The sequence below is a fragment of the Ruegeria sp. BE9 genome, assembly GCF_056538765.1.
The window spans coordinates 124,497-145,188 of the sequence record NZ_JBQFTS010000001.1 but is presented as its reverse complement, the minus strand read 5'-3'; the positions used below and the strand labels follow the sequence as shown (position 1 = coordinate 145,188).

Sequence of the window (20,692 nt, the reverse complement as noted above, 5' to 3'; positions counted from 1 at the left end):
GAGCGCCAGTGAGGATGCTGATCCGCTCGTCGATGGGGATATTCCAGACGCTGGCGCTATGGCAGTCGGAGGCTCCGAAACTGACAAGACAGATCGTGCCACTGATGCCACCGAACCATTGAACCTTGCGAATGAGTTCAGCCCTGCGGCCATGGGCTTGACCTTTAGGGTGCCAAAGGGAACCGACTTAGTCTGCAGAATCCGTGCGGCCACATATCGCTCAGAGCCAGATCCCGAAAGAACGCACCTTCAGCGCTATATTCGAGAACCAATAAACGAAACTGTCCCAATTACAGCGAAACAACTTGGCGTGTTGGAACCCATTCAGGTTCCTACAGTGCGTGGAGAGCTTTCGTTTGAGCTCATCATGCGCGAGAACAACGACAGCGTGATTGTCTCGGCTATGCTGGTGAACAAAAAAACCAGCAGTGAACGGTCTGCAAGGTATGATGCTTGCTTCTTCCAGGTCGGTCTCGAAGTGAGTTCGGTAGATGATGGGTTGGTTTTTGAGCCCATAGATCGACAGGATGGAGGTGTTCGAGAAGACGAGCTGGATCAACTCGAGCTCCTCTATCGACACCGCCGCTCCTTCGCATTGGGGCATGGAGTAGCAGCAGATTGGAACCGAAATCAACGTATCTCAGAGGAAGGACGCTGTAATTTGGTTCGTACGGCTGCACTTCCTCAATATGAAGTGCAACCTGTCGACCCGAGATCAAAACACTATCGAGACGGTTCCGAATTCAACCTTTCCATGGGTTTTCTCCACAGCGGAGGCGAATCCGACGATCCCGAAGCAGCAATTCTGGGGGTTCTTGCGGGTTTGGTAGACGACTACGCTGCTTGGATTGAAGACTTGGCGCTCGAAGCCATCCCCAGCCAATTACGTCACGTGTCTCAAGACAACATTTCTAAGTGCAGAATTTGCCTGGAACGCATGCGTGAAGGGATAGAGCTACTGCGGATTGATGCCGATGCGATGATCGCGTTCCGATTGATGAATCGTGCAATGTTCACTCAGCAGCAACGTTCCCGCCTAAAACCACGAAAACTCGGTGGCGATGTTGTTCAACAGGTCGATGCCGGTATGGAGAACAAGTGGCGTGCATTTCAGCTTGGCTTCATCTTGATGAATCTGGCCTCAGCAACAGATCCTGATCATCCCGATCGGTCACTTGTCGAGTTAATTTGGTTTCCGACTGGCGGTGGTAAGACCGAGGCGTATTTGGGCCTGGCAGCCTTCAGCACTTTGATGCGTCGCCTGAGAAACGAGGGGGGCGGTACGACTGTTTTGATGCGCTACACTCTTCGCCTTCTGACACGCCAGCAATTTGACCGCGCTTCTGCTCTGGTATTCGCATTGGAGCAACTAAGACGCGAGAATGCGATGGGGATGGACTTAGGAGATGAGCCGATCACTATCGGAATGTGGGTGGGCACGAGCCTGACGCCCAACCGCAGGACCGATGCATGTACGAAGCTTAGGGGGCTGAAGAATAAGCCATATCAATCAAACCCATTCCAAATATTGCATTGCCCATGGTGCCGGACGGACCTCACGGACAACAACTTCCAAGGCTACCGACAAGAGAACAACGACTCAGGGGAAAAGACAGTTCGTTTCCGTTGCCCTGAGCCGAGTTGCGAGTTTCACCACGCCTATTTACCTATTCTTGTGATTGACGACGACATCTACGACGCGCCGCCCACTCTGGTCATTGGGACTGTTGACAAGTTCGCGCAACTCGCTTGGGAGGATCGTACTCGCAACCTTTTTGGTGGAGATGATGGTGTTGCGCCTTCATTGATCATCCAAGACGAGCTCCACCTCATATCCGGGCCATTGGGAACAATGGTCGGGTTATATGAAACACTGATTGATAAATTGTGTTCCCGCGATGGTGTCCAACCGAAAATCGTCGCCTCTACGGCCACGATCAGGAGAGCGGCAGACCAGTGCAGGGCACTCTACAATCGGGACGCCTTCGAATATCCCCCCCAGGGCAACAAAGCCAACGACAGTTACTTCGCTCAGCAAAATGACGATGCACCAGGGCGCTTATACATTGGGTTTCTGGGCAGTGCTCTTTCGTCGCATCAAACAGCTTTGGTTCGCGTGACAGCGCCTCTACTACAATTCCCAAACCGATTTGATCCCAGCGATGAAAGGATTGCCGAACACCTCAATCCTTACGGAACACTGGTTTGGTATTTCAACACGCTGCGTGAGCTCGGCCATGCGGCAACACTGTGTGCAGGTGACATTCCAGAATATTTGAAACAGCTTTGCGGACCTCGGATAGATAATATTCCGCCCGGAGATCGGCGAATGCTCGATGAACCTGCGGAACTTACAAGCCGTCGCAAGGCTGAAGAAATCCCGGAAATTCTTGATCAGCTTGCGATAAATTGGCGGCGTGGCCAGAGAAACCCAGCTCCGGTGGATATCCTACTGGCGACCAACATGATAGCGGTTGGGGTTGATATAGATCGGCTTGGTCTCATGCTTGTGAATGGTCAACCCAAAGGGACGTCGGAGTACATTCAGGCCACCTCACGTGTCGGCCGCAAATACCCAGGCTTAGTTGTCGTCGCCTATACTCAGACGAAGAACCGCGACCGATCTCACTACGAGAGGTTCGTTGGTTATCACCAAAGCCTTTATCGGTACGTTGAGCCAACCAGTGTGACACCCTTCTCTCCGCAGGCACGTAGTCGTGGAATGCGAGGTCTTTTGGTTGCCGTTGCAAGGCATCTGTGTGAATTCGATACCCCAAAAGATATCAAGGATCCTTCCAAAGTCATGAAACTGGAAGAAGAATTGAATTGGGTTTTCGACAGGATCAAAGACATCAACATAGACGAGCTCAAAGATGCCAAGCATGAGTTGGGAGAATGGCTTCGAGATTGGCGACAATATTCTCCAACTGCATGGGGAAAGATGGCGGGAAGTGTTGATGAAGCTTCTTTGATGTTGCCATTCGGCGCGCCTAAGGACGATCAACTGTTAAAAGCTGCATGGCCAGTAATGACCTCAATGAGAAACGTGGACGGCAGTAGCTCAGCCAGCGTGCTTCAAATTTACCCTGAACCGGATCAATAATATGGCCAAGAATGAATTCAGAACCTCTCAAGGAATCGTCCCCTTTGGCGTAGGGGCAATCGTTGATTTTCTTGATGACACGCTGATGATGGCCGGTCTCGACGCTTGGCCTGTGGCGCAAGCTGGCGTTTCGGTAGACCTGGAGAGATCAACGAAAGTGATGGACAGTCGCTTGGCTCATCGTTTGAGCGCTGAAATGGGGCGTAAGATAACTCATTTCTACACCCCATCGCTTGCGCGCGAAAACACAACCCGTGGAATGGCGCCACAAGAAGACCGCGCCCCAATGCCTTTTGTTCGCTTTCCACGCTGGCATTATTGTCCACGTTGCCGACGCATGAAGGAGCTTGATTGGAACACGCAACCAAATGATTCGAACATTCGGTGCAGAAACAACGAACGGTTAAAGGGAGGGAAAGGAAAGACATGTGGGGAACTGCATGAGAAAAGACGTCCTCGTCTGATCCCAGTCCGCTTCGTTGTTGCGTGCGAGAGCGGTCATGTCTTTGATTTTCCATGGGAGCGCTGGGTCCACAAAGGATTTGATTGTACCGATGGAGCTACAAAGCTCTATTTCACTTCTTCTACCACCCCTGGCACCGCTGGTATTCGCATCGTTTGCAGCACTTGCGGTAAAGAAAGGTCCATGGTCGGAGCCTTCAACCGGACAGTTTTGGCAGATACATTGGAAAGCTGCCCTGGAGAACGGCCATGGCTCGGTCCAGACGGCAAAGAATTCTGCCAACACAGCGCCATGCAAACCATCCAACGCGGTGCATCCAACGCATATTTCGCAAAAGTTGCGAAATCGATCCTCATTCCACCCCACTCTCAACGGGTGATGAAGGTGTTGGCAGAGACCATCGCTTTCAAGATCCTTGAACCTTCTCTGCCCGATCCTCCGCGTCAGGTATTAGAGGAGTTGGCAAAACAATATGGAGTAGAAGCCGACGATCTTTTGAAAGGGGCTCTTGAATTCAAAGACGGAGCTTCAAGCCAAAACATCGTCTCAGAAACCTCCTTTCGTCGTGCTGAGTATGATGCGTTCACTGGTCCAAGACCCTCCTCCAAGGACAGGGATGACTTTGACCTTCGCCCAGTTGAACTGAAGGACTACGGCGCTTGGTTTGAAGATCACTTTGAAGAAGTTGCACTCGTAACACGACTCAGAGAAACACGCGTCCTTCAAGGTTTCACCCGACTGCTTCCACCAGGTGCGAATGAGAATGATCTCGCCCCTTTATCCCTGGGCAAACCGGATTGGTTGCCAGGTGTGTCAGTCCGCGGTGAAGGTATTTTCCTTCAGTTTCGTAAGAGTCGGCTTGAGGAGTGGGCCGCGAACGAAACAGTGCGAGATCGATTTGAACAACTCCGCGCGGCTCACAATGTCGTGGATGCAGGGATGGCGAGAGTTGATCTGGAAGGCGGCGTAATCAAGGTATTGCTGCACAGTTTCGCGCACCTCCTCATTAGACAGCTCGCCTTTGACTCCGGTTACGATAGCTCCAGTATCTGCGAACGCATATATGCATCGGACGGACATGATGGCATGGCTGGCGTGTTGCTCTACACTGCAAGTGGAGATTCAGAAGGAACGCTTGGAGGCCTTGTTAGACAAGGCCGACCAGAGTACTTGCCTTCGACGGTCTTCGCAGCGCTTGAGAATGGACGATATTGCTCATCCGACCCACTGTGTATTGAGAGCACTGGGCAAGGTCTGAATTCGCTGAATTTAGCGGCTTGCCATGCATGCTCTCTCTTGCCCGAAACAAGCTGCGAGATGTCGAATATGCTGCTTGATCGCGCCATAGCTGTCGGTCATCCGAGTATTCCTGAGCTGGCCTATTTCGGTGAGCGGGACCCGGATTGAGCTGGGGATAGGATCATGCTTGACCGAAAGTAGCTGCTGAGAACTCAAACCCGAGCAATTCTCGTTCCGCCTTCTTGGTGATCTGTTCATGCAGGCGGTTCAGTGTAGCTGGACCGCCACCGTTATCCGAGCATTTCGTCACCCAAAATTAGAACCCTTTGTCCTCATAAGGCTGCGAGATCGCAGCCAGTTCTTCAGGCATCATAAAATCCCGGTCGCGGTGGATCAAAATCTGGATGGTTTCGCCAAACAAGGATTTCAGCCCAGATATGGTCTCGGGGTTGGAAGCTTTCCTGTTCCGTGAAATGGCCCAATTTCCGTTGCTGGTTCCAAGTCTGGCCATTGAGCAAGAATTGACTGAAGCATTGACGATCCGTGTCCTCGGTCATCAGCAGAATACGCTTATCCAGAAGCCCCCACCCTATCTGGTTCCGCGCTACGGTGTCACCATCCTCTTGCACGGAGCCCTCTTTCATCCAAATCACATTGGTCTCTGCTGGGAGGGCTCTCACAACAGACGGCTATGGCATCGCCGAAATTGACTATGTGCGAAATTTCTATGAGCCGGTAGTGGCTTGCGCAACCTAACGTAGATTGTATTGGCCGAAATTCAAAAACCGAAGCCACTTTATTTGCATTTTCGGCATAAAGTTTTGTTTCATACCCCTTGAACGGCGTCGAGAAAAACCCCAGAAAACATAGCACTTAGCTCTCTTCAGAGTTCAGTGAGACCGGAGCAGAGCTTGTGTCGCTCCGGTTCACATGAACTCGAAGAGAGCATTCAGAGACATCCGAAGGATGGATCTGAAGAAGGGGCGACAAGATCTTCCTCAAATCTTGGAGCCCATCATGACGGCATATGTGCCGGGCGCAGCGCGTCCGCTTTTCACCGGCGACATCGTTTCATTCCGCTTCCCTCATTCTGACGGTCCTGGTGACAAGGACCGCCCCTGTCTGGTCATCCACGTTGATGATGCGACGGGTGAGGCTGTTCTGGCCTACGGAACGTCTGTCTTTCCTGAAAAACTTACGGAATTCTCACTGACGGTGAAGAATGCAGCCAATCTGGCGGTGCTCAACCTGGTTAAACCGACGCGATTTCTCTGCAAGCGGCGTATCCGGGTGCAAACGTCGGACCCGAGGTTTGCGTCTAATTCCGAAGGTGACGTGCTTATTGGCCAGTTTCCCGGTGAAGGCATTGGCTGGGGGCGATTGTATTCGAACCTCCCCTTCAAAACACCTGACCGGGAACGTCAGGGAATTCACCCTAAAACAGCAAAGCCTACTCCAGTGAACCATCCTCTGTTTGCTCGGCGCAAACCTCGCGCTGCCATTGTTGTTTGAGAAGGCCTCCGCATTTTGGTTCCCGGGCAATAAGCGCCCGGGAACCGTATTCGGAACACGGGCAGCGTCACCCGGCTGCTCGCGCTTCTTGAAAGAGGTCATAGCGCCATAGTTCGAACAGCTCTTCGGCATCTTTGCCGCTTACAGCGGCATTCAGAATATTGACTCCACGCGGGCTGATGTCGGCGGCTTGCAGGCCTTGTTCGTGAATGCTTCCGGTTTCTTCGTCTCTGAAGATAAGCATGTAGGAAGACAGGATCCCATCGGCATCCTCGAAATCCTCCCAGGAGGCGTCATGAGTTTCGACAGCATCCAAAGCGTATTCGTAGAGCCAATAGGTAGCGTTATAGGCTTCCAGATCGGTGTCGTTGCAAATCTCATATGGTCCACCTACACGGCTGTGCAGATAATCTTTTGGCCCGTCTATCAACCGACGCATGTCTATTCCTTTCAATTCAGTGTCGTTTGCCAAGGGCGATTTGACGCCCAGAAAGGAAGTTGGTTCGTGGTGCCAAAACGGAAAACTTTAACTTGAGGAAATTGAATTTTCCTCAAGCCCGAGAAATTCACGATCCGAAGGTCGCGTGATTTTGGACTGCACCTTTGTGAGGAAACGGTCACGCCGGTCGCTCTCAAGCTCTTTCGCCAGAGCCAGGGCGGCTGCGCCATAGAGGATCAGCTTTCGGGTTTCGTCCCTTCGCTGCTGCTTGCGGGCTTTCGTCTGAAGATCTCTGAGCCTCTGTCGGGTCTGTTCGATTTTCACGTCAAGGTTGGCCATTTCATTCTCCCATTTGGATGCTGGTCGAACAGGAAATAGCTCTCTGGTGCCTGCGCCGCTCCCTCTACACCAAAAGAGTTTCACACGACCACCCAGAGCGCGGCCCCCGCGCACCTTGAAAAGGTGATGCGCGCAGTTACGCAAACTGAAGTTTGCCTGCGCGCCTGGCCGGCGGGGCTTTGGAGCGTATATCGGAATCGGGCCCGACATCCCTTGGATGATACATCCAGCAAGCCGCCTCGAAGTCGTTGTTCATTCCAGGGCCGATGGCAGATCTGCCGTCAAATCTGCCGCCTATACCGCCCGCACGTCCTACCGTGACGAGCGGATGGGGCAGCGATTTCGAGCAGGCAAACGTGGCGGGCTTCTGTCGCATGAACTCATCAACTGGAACGGCGATGCCGAAGCTCTCTGGAACGAGGCAGAGCGTGCAGAGACTCGGCGCAATGCCCGGGTCATCAGGGAACTGCGCCCATCCCTGCCGGCCGAGCTACCGCTCACCGAACAGGTGAGGCTTGTTCGTGGATTTTCACTGTGGCTGCGTGACGAATATGGCGTTGCCGTCCAGGCCGACATCCATGCGCCCCGATTTCTGGATCGGGGCGAGGAACGGCGTCACAACGCCGGCAAGCTGGCGACGGATGCCGAGGAATACCTGGCGGCGCTTTTCGACCCGACACGGACCAATCGAAATTTTCATGCGCACCTGTTGCTCACGACCCGAAAGGTTTGCTTGGAAACCGGTGCGTTCGGCGACAAGACCAGAATTCTCGACGACAAGAAAACCGGCCCGGAAGAGGTTCTTCGCATTCGTCAGGAGTGGCAGAAAAGAACCAATGCGGCGCTGAAACGGATCGGCTCGCCGGCACGGGTCGATCTGCGATCCTATGAAGATATGGCCAGGGCCGGAGATGCCCCGGCCGGCCTCATTCCTCAGGATCACCTCGGTCCACGCCGGGCCGAAAGGTCACGCCGTCTGGAAGAAGATGGAGGCGATACCAGCACGGCGGGGCAACGCAGGGCCGAAATCCGGGAGCACAATGATGAGCTCTGGCGCACTTGGCTGCAACTGCGGGCCTTGCAGCGCGAACAGGGTCGGTTGGAAGAATCTGCCCGGATTGCAACGGAGCGGGAAGCCGAAAGAAAAGAAACAGCCGACGCTGAGAAACGCCGGCTGCAGGATGCGCGGACTGCTGCGGAAGCGGAGGCGGTCGTCGAAGCCTCCGCGCAGTTCGACAGCGTCAGGTCGGCTTCGATGTGGGAGCTGGCGATTTCTTCGGCACAGGCGGGAGCGACAGAGCCGTCTTGCGAGCAGCCGGATGAGTTTTCTTCAGAGGTCGATTTGGACGCTTACGACCCTCCGCCAGGGCGGCCGCAGCCGGAGCCGGTTTTGACGCCGCAGGTTGTGCGGGTACGACGTCGGGGGCATCGACATATGTGAGCACTTTTTCTGCTTCAATCCGGTCGAGGCAGTCGGTCAAATATGCGATCTCTTCCTCCAGCGCCTGAACTTTCTTCGCATGTTCGGCCTCCAGCATGGCAAAGTCGCGTTCGCGGAGAGCGAATTGCCGGACACTCTGTTCCGTCATTCGAGCGATCTGCCCCCGAACGATGGTTTCCACACTCGCTTCAAGTGCAGTCATCGCTTTGCTGATCTGTTCTTGTGTGTCGTCTGGCAGCGGGGTGTCCTGGGGCTGTTCTTCACCTTTCATTGCAAGATGATCTTCCCAGACCCTGCGAATCCGGGCGTAGTTGCCCTTGCCTTCCAAGGCTTTGTGAATGTCTGTGGCCGTGACCTCCCGGCCAAGTTTTGTCGCCAGGGTCTCACCAGTTTCGATGATCTTCTCGTCGGAATTGAGAGGGGTGCGAGGCATGACTTACTCCTGTTATTGCCGTTTGCAGGAGGGACTTGGGTCCGTTTCCAAAAACGGAGAAACAAACTTTCCAACTTTTTTCGCCCAGCGTGGAAAAGTAAGTAATGTCAGTTTGTTGGTAAGTGCGTTTGTATGTTTGCAAGGTCTGAAAGTTTGTCAGTAAGTAAGTCAGATAAGTTTGTCTGAATGTCGCTGGCAGACATTCGGACGCGTTGTTGCCTGGCCCTGGTTTCGGCCTGAAAACCAATTCAAGCCGATTTTTTCCGTGCTTTCCGCATGGGACGTAATTCCCCGGGATGAAGCATTCAGATCCCAGCGAATTCGCCCCGCTCGACCAGATTTCGGACCTCTCTGCCGAGGAATATTTCCGCCTGCTGCACCCTGAAGGCTCCCGCGGGCGCGCGGCGGTTCTGTGCAAACAAGGCGGTGACGAAGTCGAGAACTTCTCGCTCGAACACGCAGGCATGATCATGCAGATGCCGCTGTTGCTCGATCAAACCAGCTTTCTGACCCTCAACCGTTTCTGGAAGGGGCGACAAGGCAGGCACCTGGCTGCGCTGAACTCGCTCTATGTAGATCTCGACTATTTCGACGCCCCGCAATGGTGTGGGAAATCACCGGACGAGGTGCAGGCGGCATATTCCACGCATCTGCTGGTTTCAGGAATGCCACAGCCTTCCATCTTCATCCACACCGGCCGGGGCCTCGCTGCAATCTGGCTGATCGAGCAAACCCCGGTTTCGGCGCTCCCGCGCTGGCAGGGGGCGATGCGCGCCCTGATCGAGTTCTCCACATCTTTTGGGGCGGATAAGGCCTGCAGGGATGCCACAAGGGTTTTTCGTATCCCCGGCACCATCAATGAAAAATCCGGCAAGGAGGTCCGAGTCTCGAGCGGCACCGGAAGGCGTCACGGCTTTGATACCCTGGCAGATCAAATCTTCAGGGCCAGCGGCAGACCGACCCGCGAGGAATTGGAGGAGCGTAAAAAGCATAAGAAAGGGAAAAAGCGGCCCAGTGGCATATCAGTGCCCAAAGGGCTGCCGCAGGCGAAGCGTTTCAAGTTGATCCTGGATGATCTGGAAATCTTTCGAAATTCCCACGGCGGTGTGATCCCGTCAGGCTTGCGGAACACCTGGCTGCATTTTCATGCGACTTGCCTCACGCACATTCCCGGCATCAGGGACATCAAAGGGGAAGTGAAGAAGATGGCCGCGAGGGCAACGCCCGGGCTGAAGCCCGGGGAAGTTAATGCGATCGCCAGACAGGCCGAGAAGAAGGCCAGGCTCACCAGAACGGCGTCGGTCTGGGGTGACGGTCGATATCATTACAAAGGCGCGACGATCGCAGATGGACTCGGCATCACGCCGGAAATGGCGCGCCACCTTGGCCTGCAGCAGGTCATCCCGGCTTCGGAAAGAAGGCGTCGTAAGGCGGAGGCGGAACGGCAGCGTCGCTCTGAGAATGGCGCCGTGTCCCGGGAGGAATACCTGGCAAAAAATAATGCCTCACGTGAAAAACCCTGGGAAAAACTCGGCATCGGGAGAACCAAGTTCTACGAGCTGAAACGCGCTGGAATGCTCCCTGTTCTGGAGGCGGTGTGATGCCGGACAGGTCCGTGCCCGTTTCAGGGGCGTAGCCAGCGACCCTGGCCACGCCAGGAGAAGAAAAGCCCCCCACCCACCTCCCCAATGGGGCACACCGAGAGCAATCAGGATGTGAACCTTCCGGCGGACAGTTCCGCGGCAACAGCGCCGGCACAGACGTGTCCGGAAAGAATCCCGATGACTTCAAGGATCGTCGGGGAAACCCTGATGGATCCTGCATTTCCGGTCGCACCCTTTGGGCCGAGGGCGCGACCGGAAACGCAAGCTCCTCAGGGGCCGGGTAAAAACGGTTCCTCGTTTCGAGAGTGTGGGTGCCCGGGTCGGCTGTGAATGGCCGGTCCGGGAATGCCCAAGCCCAGCCGGGTCTTGAAGCCGCGCGCGTCCTGCGCTCGGTAACCGAGGAGAACGTGATGTTCGACCTGACTACCCCGGCGCATGGCGAATTGCAGGATTTTCTGCGGTTCCATTCCGAAGCCCTACAGAACGCCTCGCTCTTGCTCGGCGGCAAACCTGCGTTAAAGGCGACTCTCGCGCTGATCGACGATATCTGCAACGCCCCAGTCCTCACCCGGCGTCTGCAACAGGGCCTGGCGCGACTCCATGAGTTGCTCTCGCTGGAGCATGTGCATGATCCAAACCGACCGGAAGCAGCGTATTTCGCAGACCTCGACCCCAGTGCCCCTTGCGTCGAGGACGTGTGCTTACTGACTGACGCCCTTCAGGACGTCCTGCTCCGGCTCTACGATCGGCTCGACTTCCCGCGCGCCGCCTGAGCGCACCCGCCGGTGGCGTCCTCCCTCCATCGGCGACTTGAGAGGCCGCATGGGGCGGCCTCACCCACTGGAGAACTCAATATGGATGAACAGACGGAACGGGAAACACACGAATTGGTGCTGGCGGTAATTACCCAGGGTCGCCTGTTTGCGCAGGAATGGCGGGAAGTCGGTCTGGTTCCACAGGGCACATCCAAGCCATTCGTGCTGGGATTGTTGCGCAGCCTTGGGGATCGCCGTGATCTTGACGAAATGGATGATGAGCGCATCGACCTCTTCGGGGATCAAATTCGCCGATTCACAAATAGCTATAGGGAGGGCCTCGGCGACCGGGTCCTCGAAAGAGATGTCGAGACTGAGCATATCTTCGATCTCAAAGCTATCGATCTTATCAATTTAGCCTGGCGCTGGCGGCAATTCCGCAATGCGAAATGGGCACTCGACGACAAAACAGCTGCCATCCGTGAAACTGAACGGTTGCTGGCTCAAGTTTGAAGCTGGTCTTCCCGGCAGCAGCTTTGTTCGCCGGAAAATTAGGTTTCAAACCCCTAAAAAAATCCTTCTGCAAGAACCGATTTGAGCCATTTCCTCAAAACCGTCGCCAAGGGTGGCGGTTTTCGCAACCCAAGCAGCCACACCGAAAAGGCTGTCAATCAAGAGGAAATCTAATGAACACGGCGATCATGATGATGGCAATGTATAACGCCAAAGCGATTATCGACACTGAAACCGTCGCGCGGGATTGGTTCAACCTTTCTGTCGGGAAGTTCCATGAAAAGATCCGATCTGGGGAAATTCGGCTTCCACTCGTACTGATGGAGGAAGAAAGCCAGAAATGCGCAAAGGGCGTCCATTTGGTTGATCTGGCGGACTACATTGATGCACGCCGTGCAGCTGCTGAGAAAGAACTGCGACTAATGGGGCATTGAGGCCAAAATGACGACACTAATGCTGCTGTTGGCTCGACATGATGGGCAAGAGGATATCCCCTTCTCGCAGATGGCAAGAGAGTATTTTGGTCTCAAACCAGAGGCTCTTGAACGAAAAATCAAAGGAGGAGCAATCCAATTCGACCTGCCGTCCAGTAACTTGAAAGCAGTCCGCTCGAGCAGAGTACCCTTAACAATTCTGGCCCGATACATCCAAGATCGGCGTTCTGCTGCGGCAATCAGGATGGAGGAATTCACACATGCGGCCAAGGGTGAGAGACTATGAATAGTCAATGGAACTCCATCTTAGTCGATGCAAACCTTATTAAATCAATGCCTCAAGCTGGCCATTTAGATAGGCAAATGCTGAAATAACTTCATCAAAGACCGTGTCGAGGGCCCGTCCATAGCCCTCGTTCAACGCCGCAACATCAAAACCAACACTCTCCAACGCGGCATACACGCCACCAGCGTCGTGAGCGTCAGCTATACGCAGTTCGTTGTTAATAAACAGTGGGGCAAGTGCAGGATTCCTTTCAGTGAGATCTCCGGTTTCCGGGTCTGCATCAAATGAGTCTACGTCATCGCCTTCTGTGTTTAGGCGCTCGGCGATGTTCGACAAAGCCTGCAGGAGCTTCAAGCTCCCGAGTCCATTTACGTCATTTGTCGAATGGCCAGCCTTCCGGACAATCTGACGCAAGAAACTATTGGGGATACGTTGCCATATTTCATAGAGACTTTTGCATCGCGTGAGGAATGCTTGCTCAGTCATTGAAAGAGGAGCCACTTGCGCAAGACGCGAAAGCTCGGGATATCCGAGCCACCCATTGGCGGCAATTTCCGCGCGGGAAAAACCGACAATTTCGCTGGGCGTCTTCGAAATGCCGAGTTTTTCACTCAATGCCGCGAGATGATCGCCAAGGTTTAATAATTGGTCAGCCAACCTTTCGACTTTTGAAGCTACATGCTCTTCTTCATGATCGAGCTCGCCGACCAGCGCGGGTTCCAAGGCGAAAGAATGCGCGTGGACAATTTCTCGATCAGGCTTAGGTTTGTAGAGCTCTCTTATCGATGCTCTAACCATGTTTCGACCGACCCGGATTAGATCCGTAAAGCTCCATTGCCCTTTGTAGGATGGACTGCAAATCCATCTTCCCTCGGCATTGACTGGCATGGTGTCGAAATGATCACTTTGCTCGTAGCGTTCAAGAAATCGGTCATCAAGATAAACAACTTCTTCATACCCAACGAGCGCATTTGCACGATCATGTGTCATAGAACCTTCAACGCCGGGCCAAACGAGGCCATCGGCATCTGGCGCCGAACAAAGCTCAGGAGACACTGCAACGACCGACGCCCAAACTTGGATCAATAGTCCACCGTTGTGTTCGCGCAAGTCGAGTTCATACCAACCACCTTCGGGCTGTACATTAAAATGGGATGCGCCTTCCATCACGGATCGAAGTTCAGGTGTGTCCGGCAACACCGCTTCGTAAAAGAATACGCGAACTCCAAAGCTGCCACGCATCCATAGATACCGGCGCAGGTATTCGTTACTCATGACCCATTGAACATTTCTCTTCGAGGAATAAAAATATTCCGTCGAAATCTCGCCCTCTGCGACGCCGAATTCCGGCAACCCAAAATCATCATAGGAAAGTCGTTGATGTTCCCCGCCGATACAACGGGGGGAAAGCCCAAGAGACATCCAGACTTTTTCAGCAAGATTGTAGCTAAAGAACGATCCATCGCCCCAGGCTGCGACCACGTAATCAAATCCGGAAACTGATGGAACATACTCCGCACACCCACCCTTGTCTTGGACGTAGGGCGTAGAAGAGGAAACAAGGCCATCGCCTGCTTCTTGCAAGACACGTAGCCCTTCAAGCTTGTCCTCTGGCACACATGCCATCAGCATATGAAGATGCTCACGGCTTGGCCCGTAGGGGTCAAGCTCATGCCTTTTTGCTACGATAACTTTGTGCTGAGCTTCTTCACCCACGGGCTCAAGCATGCCGTGTAACAGCTCGGGCAATTGATCCTCGGGGATTGGAAAATCACTAAGATAGTTTTTAGGCAAAGAACTGTTTCCTTGAAATATGCTTGGCTATACTGGCTGTGATAGAATGGTCATTAAATATAACGGTGCTACATCCAGTGCTACAGATTCTGATGGCACCAACTAAACCCAACAAAACAAGGGGTTTCAGAAAGCGTCGCTCCCATCCATCATCGGCGCGACAGATAGACGTGCAGCTTGCCGCACGTCTGCAGAACCTAGTTTCTCAGGATTTTCCGAAGTTCCCATCCGTCGCACTACTCAGTCTTGGCACCAATTTGAGCCGTTTCCATTCGCGGCCCCATTCCATACGGCGCCGAGCGCGCCTTGTAGCATCGTTTTGGAGCGGAACGCCACCTTTGCATATAGCTTTTAGGTTTCTTTGCGGCCTGACTAATTCTATTGCGTAGTTTTTAGCGTGAATGCGGCATGCCCTGGAAAATCCAACCCCTCTTACGCACCATTCGAACTCACAAATAGCACCACGACCGAACCCCCAAAGCACTGACGCAGTTACGTTTTACACGTCATCTTGTGGTTTTACAGCGACCGTGACAAACCTGCATTGTCGGGTGGTGATGCACCCATCACTTCTTTCTGGACCTGTATTTTTGCCCCAAGGCCGTTTCTTAGATCACCTGATACTTATTGCCGGGGTCATTCTCATGACCGGCCCGGTTTGCTTTTTGCTTTGGCAACTGTTTTCTGCGCTAGAACCCACAGCGCTTTGGGTTCTTTTTTTAAAGGTGTGGAATGGGGGGCTGAGCGGCGCTGGGTTGGGCGCCGCAAAAATGATGTGGAACTCGCTCGTGCTAGCCCTGGGCGTCGCGGTTCTGAAATGTTCGATGTCGCTCGCGGCAGCCTACGCCCTTGTTTTCTTCCGCCTGCCATTTAGTGGAGTAATTTACGGCGCAATTCTTGTAGCGATGTTCTTTCCGATCGAGACCAGAATTCTGCCTACATTTGCGATAGCCAGCGATCTCGGACTTCTTAACTCCTATGCCGGTATGATCCTGCCGATTACAGCCAGCGGATTAGGAGTTCTGGTCTTTCGCCAGTACATGCGCCAGATTCCCGGATCGTTGATCGAAGCCGCCCAATTGGATGGCGCCGGTCCCATGCGCATTTTGTGGGACATCATTGTACCGCTGTCGCTGCCTATGATGGCCGCACTTTTCGCCATTCTCTTTGTGCTGGGCTGGAATCAGTATGTTTGGCCAATCATGATCACCACTACCAGCCAAGATCACGACACTCTCGTTCGTGGGATGGCCTATACAGGGTTTGGTGGCACTCCTGGCATGATACTGGCACTGCTGTCGCTGCTGCCGCCCGCCGTCGTAGTGATCCTTTTACAAAGATGGCTGGTGCGCGGCCTGACCACGGGCATTCACTAAACGACGCAAAAAGCAGCAACAAAAGACAACCGCGATTTCCGTGTAGAAGCCGACGCTCAAAAATCCCTACAGAGGGTTGCACAGAACATCTGATCGCTCTTCCAAAGGAACCCTGTCGCCTTCGAGATTTTCACTGCGGTGGAAAATTTGATCAAATTTAGTGACAACGCGCTCTGTGTCGACTACACCTCGGGAAACCAGAGTGATGGAGACACCAATGGACCTGAGCGCCCTGCATAGCTTTCGCGTCGCTGCTTGTGACCTGAACGGCCAACTGCGCGGCAAACGCGTTCCGCCCTCTTACGCCTCGAAGCTGGACAAAGGCGCGGTGCGAATGCCCTTTTCCGCGCTGAATGTCGACCTGTGGGGCGCTGACATTGATGGCAGCCCATTGGTCTTTGAAACAGGTGATGCGGACGGAATGTTGCTGCCTACAGATCGTGGCCCGGTTCCAATGCCCTGGCTGGCGGCAGACACAGCTCTTGTGCCGATGTGCCTTTACGACGACGCTGGCGCACCATTTGCCGGTGACCCACGGCATGCTTTGGCGGCAGTGCTTGAACGCTATGCTCAGCACGGCTGGTCCGTCATCGCGGCGACTGAACTGGAGTTCACCTTGCTGGATGCTTCGGGATCACAACCGCAGCCTCCGATAAACCCGGTCACCGGGCGACGTCTGGCGGACGAAGCCGTTCTTTCAATGGCGGAAATGGACGCTTTCGATGCGTTCTTCACCGAACTCTATGACGGTTGCGAAGCGATGGGTATTCCTGCCCAGACGGCAATTTCCGAAAGCGGCGTTGGCCAGTTCGAAATAAACCTGAACCATCAGCTCGCCATGCGCTGTGCTGATGATACGTGGCTTTTCAAGGCGTTGGCCCGTGGGTTGGCTCGCAAGCACGGCTTTACCGCCACCTTCATGTCTAAACCCTATGACAATGATGCTGGCAACGGGATGCACGTCCATTTCTCGGTTGTGGATGAAAAAGGCCGCAACGTGTTCGACGATGGCGGACCCGAAGGCACAGATCTGTTGCGCTGGGCGGTAGCGGGGTGTTTGGCCGCAATGCCAGGCAGCACGCTGATATTTGCGCCCCACGGCAACTCATACACGCGTCTCGTTCCCGGCGCACACGCCCCTACCGGAGCAAGCTGGGCTTACGAAAACCGCACTGCCGCGATCCGCATTCCCGGTGGCGCGCCGGCCGCACGACGGATCGAACATCGCGTCGCAGGCGGCGACATAAACCCTTACCTCATGCTGGCCGCAGTTCTTGGGGCAGCGTTGAATGGGATCGAAGATCAGCAAAACCCACCCGAACCAATCTCGGGCAACGCCTATGAGATCGAAGGCCTGCCACAGTTGGCCAGCAACTGGAGCGCAGCGATCGACGCTTTCAAAACAGACCCGCACGTGGCGCGCATTTTTCCTGCGGATCTGATCCGATACATGGCCATGACCAAGCGGCAGGAAATCCGACGCTTTGGCGAACGCCCACCCGAAGAACACTGGCTCAGCTATCTCGAGGCAGTATGACCCCCTTGCTCACCTGAATTCGGTGGGCTAGAATAAATTTGATCAAATTTGGTGACCCATGAAAATCGGCATCCTAGTGACCGGCCATCCACCTGACGAATTGCACGACCAATTCGGCGCATACGACGCAATGTTTCGTGCGCTTTTGGATGGCAACGGCTTTGACTTTGAAACCTTTGCGGTCGTTGACAATCAGTTCCCCGAAAGTGCGTATCAGGCCGATGGCTGGATCATTACTGGCTCGCGCCACGGAGCGTACGAAGACCATGTGTGGATTCCGCCCCTTGAGGATCTCATTCGCGAGATCCAGAAAAGCGGCAACCCCTTGATCGGTGTTTGCTTTGGCCACCAGATCATTGCGCAGGCGCTCGGCGGAAAAGTCGAAAAGTTCAACGGTGGCTGGGCCGTAGGGCGCACTGACTATGATTTTGACGGCCAAACCGTAACGCTGAATGCATGGCATCAGGATCAGGTCGTTTCGCTGCCCGAAGGCGCAGAGGTCACCGGATCGAACGCCTTCTGCCAGAACGCCATGGTGGCCTATGGCGATACCATCTGGACTGTTCAGGCCCACCCTGAATACGGCGACGGCTTTATTGCCGGCCTGATGGAAACAAGGGGAAAAGGCGTTGTCCCCGATGAACTTATGCAGGCTGCTTCCAATCGCCTGCCCGCAAATGATGACAACCCAAAGATTGGGCAACACATGGCGGAATTTCTGAAGAAAGAGAGGGCCTGATGGCCGACTGGAAAGATCAGCTGCCTCAGGCAGCCCGGACCTATATCGAAGGCCAGAGACTGGACGAGGTCGAGTGTATCATCTCGGACCTGCCCGGCATTGCCCGCGGCAAGGCGGTGCCTGCTTCGAAGTTTGCGAAACAAACGTATTTCCACCTGCCCGATAGCATCTTTTACCAGACTATCACCGGCGACTGGGGCGAAGCCGCGGGCGAAGACGGGTTCATTGAACGGGATATGATCCTTAAGCCCGACTTCACGACCGCCTCCGCCGCACCGTGGACCGGCGACTGGACGCTACAGGTAATTCACGACGCTTATGATCGGGACAACAACCCGATCCCCTTTAGCCCGCGTAACGTGCTGAAGCGTGTCGTGCAGCTATACCACGACAAGGGCTGGAAGCCGGTTGTTGCCCCTGAGATGGAGTTCTTTCTGGTAGCCCCGAATGTAGACCCCGCGCAGGGCATCAAGCCGATGATGGGTCGTTCGGGTCGACCAGCAGCCGCACGACAAGCCTATTCGATGACCGCCGTAGATGAATTCGGCCCGGTGATCGACGACATCTATGACTTCGCCGAACATCAAGGCTTTGAAATCGATGGCATCACGCAAGAAGGCGGCGCAGGCCAACTGGAGATCAACCTTCGCCACGGCAACCCGGTCAAACTGGCCGACGAGGTGTTCTACTTCAAACGTCTGATCCGCGAGGCTGCCCTACGGCACAATTGCTTTGCCACCTTTATGGCGAAACCGATCGAGGATGAGCCCGGCTCGGCCATGCACATCCATCACTCGATTATCGATATCGAGACCGGACAGAACATCTTTTCGGGGCCGCAAGGCGGTGAGACGGATGCGTTCTATCACTTCATTGCCGGATTGCAGAACCACCTGCCAGCCGGGCTTGCAGTAATGGCACCGTACGTGAATTCCTATCGCCGTTACGTCAAAGATCACGCTGCGCCTATCAACCTGGAATGGGCACGCGACAACCGGACGACTGGCATCCGCGTTCCTCTGTCAGGCCCCGAAGCACGACGCGTAGAGAACCGCATCGCAGGTATGGACTGCAACCCATACTTGGGTATCGCGCTGTCGTTGGCCTGTGGCTACTTGGGCCTGACCCAGCAGGAACGCCCCCGCCGTCAATTCTATGGCGACGCCTACGAAGGAGAAGGCGATATCCCGCAGGTCATGGGCAATGCGCTGGACCTGTTTGATGAAGCGACTGCCCTGCACGAAGTGCTCGGCCCCGAATTCGCGCGCGTCTATGGCATCGTCAAACGCGCCGAGTATGAGGAGTTCCTGCAGGTTATCTCTCCGTGGGAGCGTGAGCATCTACTGCTGAACGTCTGAGGCGTGGGATGAATCTTCTCTATTCTAACGATCGCAAAGCCGAGTACCCGGCCAGTTGGTATGCGGCAACAGCCAACCAGATTGACCGGTTTCCCGCGCTTTCAGAGGATGTGAAAGCCGACGTTTGCGTGGTCGGTGGCGGCTATACGGGCCTCTCGGCAGCCCTGCACTTAGCAGAGGCCGGGTTCGCTGTTGTATTGCTAGAAGCGCACCGCGTTGGATTTGGTGCATCTGGCCGCAATGGTGGCCAGCTAGGCAGCGCTCAGCGGATGGATCAAGAAGACCTTGAGAAGTTGGTCGGCGATGGTGATGCCGCAAAACTCTGGGGTCTTGCGGAAGACGCCAAGGATTTGGTGAAATCGCTGATCGCCAAACACCAAATCGAATGCGACCTAAAATCCGGTGTAGCAGTTCTGAGCCTTTCCAAGTCCGAACAGAACGCGCTCCACGAACACGCGGGCCATTTGTCTGACCGGTACGGTTATGACCAGATGGAGATTCTAGACGAAGACGCAGGTCAAGCGCTGTGCCCCTCGCCCGCCTACAAAGGTGGTTACCTTGATATGGGGGCCGCACACTTGCATCCCCTGAACTTCGCCTTGGGTCTGGCCAAAGCGGCGGCGAAGGCAGGCGTGCGCATCTTTGAATGCACCGAGGTTACAGGTGTTGAGGAAACTAGACCGGCAGTCGTGAACACAGCGCTGGGTAAAGTGACCGCCGAGCATGTAGTTTTGGCGTGTAACGGCTACCTAGGCGATCTGAACGGCAAAGTGGCATCGCGCGTTATGCCCATAAACAACTTCATCGCCGCGACTGAACCACTCGGCGCCGAAACAGCTCGGGTATTGACCCAAGATGTCGCGGTCGCCGACACAAAGTTCGTTGTGAACTATTTCCGCCTCAGCGCCGACAACCGCCTGCTGTTCGGCGGCGGTGAAAGTTACGGTTATCGTTTTCCAACCGATATCGCCGCCAAGGTGCGCAAACCTATGGCCGAGATTTTTCCTCATCTGCAGGATGTGAAAATCGACTACGCATGGGGCGGTACATTGGCGATCACTATGCGTCGGATGCCTTACCTGGCGCGGCTCGCACCGAATATCCTGTCAGCTTCGGGCTATTCAGGTCACGGCGTGGGAACAGCCACGCATGCCGGGCAACTCATGGCATTGGCGATCCAAGGGCAAGCCGAAGGGTTCGATACAATGGCGCGTGTCCCGGCCCAGCCCTTCCCAGGCGGCCCGGCGTTGCGAAGCCCGCTGTTGGTTCTTGCGATGACTTGGTTCGCCCTCAGGGACCGCCTCGGGTTCTAATCTTTTGATTGCAA

18 protein-coding genes are annotated in these 20,692 nt (G+C 54.7%); 14 read left to right on the top strand and 4 right to left on the bottom strand.

Going from position 1 to position 20,692, the window contains the following annotated elements:
- Nucleotides 1-367 precede the first annotated feature (367 nt).
- Together ACR0EO_RS00710 and drmB are read left to right on the top strand one after the other, a co-directional pair.
- Nucleotides 368-3,103: a helicase-related protein gene (locus ACR0EO_RS00710; protein ID WP_480686476.1), complete on the top strand. Its 2,736-nt coding sequence runs from the start codon at nt 368-370 to the stop codon at nt 3,101-3,103.
- 1 nt (nt 3,104) lies between these two features.
- Nucleotides 3,105-4,973, top strand: a complete 1,869-nt coding sequence (gene drmB, locus ACR0EO_RS00705) for a DrmB family protein (RefSeq protein ID WP_480686475.1) — start codon at nt 3,105-3,107, stop codon at nt 4,971-4,973.
- Between the two features lie 194 nt (nt 4,974-5,167).
- Here drmB and ACR0EO_RS00700 read toward each other — a convergent pair whose 3' ends face one another.
- A complete protein-coding gene (locus ACR0EO_RS00700) occupies nt 5,168-5,449 on the bottom strand; it encodes a hypothetical protein (RefSeq protein WP_480686474.1) in 282 nt (93 codons plus the stop codon).
- 373 nt (nt 5,450-5,822) lie between these two features.
- Here ACR0EO_RS00700 and ACR0EO_RS00695 point away from each other — a divergent pair, with 373 nt between their 5' ends.
- Nucleotides 5,823-6,317 carry a hypothetical protein gene (locus ACR0EO_RS00695; RefSeq protein ID WP_480686473.1) on the top strand — a complete coding sequence of 165 codons (495 nt, stop codon included), beginning with the start codon at nt 5,823-5,825 and terminating at the stop codon, nt 6,315-6,317.
- A 67-nt stretch (nt 6,318-6,384) separates the two neighbouring features.
- Here ACR0EO_RS00695 and ACR0EO_RS00690 read toward each other — a convergent pair whose 3' ends face one another.
- A complete protein-coding gene (locus tag ACR0EO_RS00690) occupies nt 6,385-6,756 on the bottom strand; it encodes a hypothetical protein (RefSeq protein ID WP_480686472.1) in 372 nt (123 codons plus the stop codon).
- 87 nt (nt 6,757-6,843) lie between these two features.
- Nucleotides 6,844-7,095 carry a hypothetical protein gene (locus tag ACR0EO_RS00685; protein ID WP_480686471.1) on the bottom strand — a complete coding sequence of 84 codons (252 nt, stop codon included), beginning with the start codon at nt 7,093-7,095 and terminating at the stop codon, nt 6,844-6,846.
- A 217-nt stretch (nt 7,096-7,312) separates the two neighbouring features.
- On the opposite strand from ACR0EO_RS00685, the gene ACR0EO_RS00680 reads away from it, so the two are divergent.
- From ACR0EO_RS00680 to ACR0EO_RS00655, 6 genes are all read left to right on the top strand, one after another.
- Nucleotides 7,313-8,536 carry a MobA/MobL family protein gene (locus ACR0EO_RS00680; RefSeq protein ID WP_480686470.1) on the top strand — a complete coding sequence of 408 codons (1,224 nt, stop codon included), beginning with the start codon at nt 7,313-7,315 and terminating at the stop codon, nt 8,534-8,536.
- A gap of 729 nt (nt 8,537-9,265) precedes the next feature.
- Nucleotides 9,266-10,570 (top strand): hypothetical protein, encoded by a 1,305-nt coding sequence (locus tag ACR0EO_RS00675; protein ID WP_480686469.1) that lies wholly within the window; start codon nt 9,266-9,268, stop codon nt 10,568-10,570.
- Nucleotides 10,571-10,983: 413 nt separating this feature from the next.
- Nucleotides 10,984-11,346: a hypothetical protein gene (locus tag ACR0EO_RS00670; RefSeq protein WP_480686468.1), complete on the top strand. Its 363-nt coding sequence runs from the start codon at nt 10,984-10,986 to the stop codon at nt 11,344-11,346.
- Between the two features lie 81 nt (nt 11,347-11,427).
- Complete coding sequence (locus ACR0EO_RS00665; RefSeq protein WP_480686467.1) at nt 11,428-11,841, top strand: hypothetical protein; 414 nt, start codon at nt 11,428-11,430, stop codon at nt 11,839-11,841.
- Between the two features lie 173 nt (nt 11,842-12,014).
- A complete protein-coding gene (locus tag ACR0EO_RS00660; RefSeq protein WP_480686466.1) occupies nt 12,015-12,275 on the top strand; it encodes a pyocin activator PrtN family protein in 261 nt (86 codons plus the stop codon).
- 7 nt (nt 12,276-12,282) lie between these two features.
- Entirely contained in the window at nt 12,283-12,561 is a 279-nt protein-coding gene (locus ACR0EO_RS00655; protein ID WP_480686465.1) for a pyocin activator PrtN family protein, read from the top strand.
- A 39-nt stretch (nt 12,562-12,600) separates the two neighbouring features.
- Here the strand turns inward: ACR0EO_RS00655 and ACR0EO_RS00650 are convergent, their stop codons facing one another.
- Nucleotides 12,601-14,355, bottom strand: coding sequence for a hypothetical protein (locus tag ACR0EO_RS00650; RefSeq protein WP_480686464.1), 1,755 nt, complete (start codon nt 14,353-14,355; stop codon nt 12,601-12,603).
- A 770-nt stretch (nt 14,356-15,125) separates the two neighbouring features.
- Between ACR0EO_RS00650 and ACR0EO_RS00645 the strand changes: the two genes are divergently transcribed.
- The 5 genes from ACR0EO_RS00645 (at nt 15,126) to ACR0EO_RS00625 (ending at nt 20,678) form a co-directional block, all read left to right on the top strand.
- Entirely contained in the window at nt 15,126-15,731 is a 606-nt protein-coding gene (locus ACR0EO_RS00645) for an ABC transporter permease subunit (RefSeq protein ID WP_480686463.1), read from the top strand.
- 217 nt (nt 15,732-15,948) lie between these two features.
- On the top strand, nt 15,949-17,268 hold the full coding sequence (locus ACR0EO_RS00640) for a glutamine synthetase family protein (RefSeq protein WP_480686462.1): 1,320 nt from the start codon (nt 15,949-15,951) through the stop codon (nt 17,266-17,268).
- Nucleotides 17,269-17,326: 58 nt separating this feature from the next.
- Nucleotides 17,327-18,007, top strand: coding sequence for a type 1 glutamine amidotransferase (locus ACR0EO_RS00635; protein WP_480686461.1), 681 nt, complete (start codon nt 17,327-17,329; stop codon nt 18,005-18,007).
- A complete protein-coding gene (locus ACR0EO_RS00630; protein ID WP_480686460.1) occupies nt 18,007-19,365 on the top strand; it encodes a glutamine synthetase family protein in 1,359 nt (452 codons plus the stop codon). The genes ACR0EO_RS00635 and ACR0EO_RS00630 overlap by 1 nt, the downstream gene beginning before the upstream one ends.
- Before the next feature lie 8 nt (nt 19,366-19,373).
- Nucleotides 19,374-20,678 (top strand): NAD(P)/FAD-dependent oxidoreductase, encoded by a 1,305-nt coding sequence (locus ACR0EO_RS00625; protein WP_480686459.1) that lies wholly within the window; start codon nt 19,374-19,376, stop codon nt 20,676-20,678.
- Nucleotides 20,679-20,692: the final 14 nt, after the last annotated feature.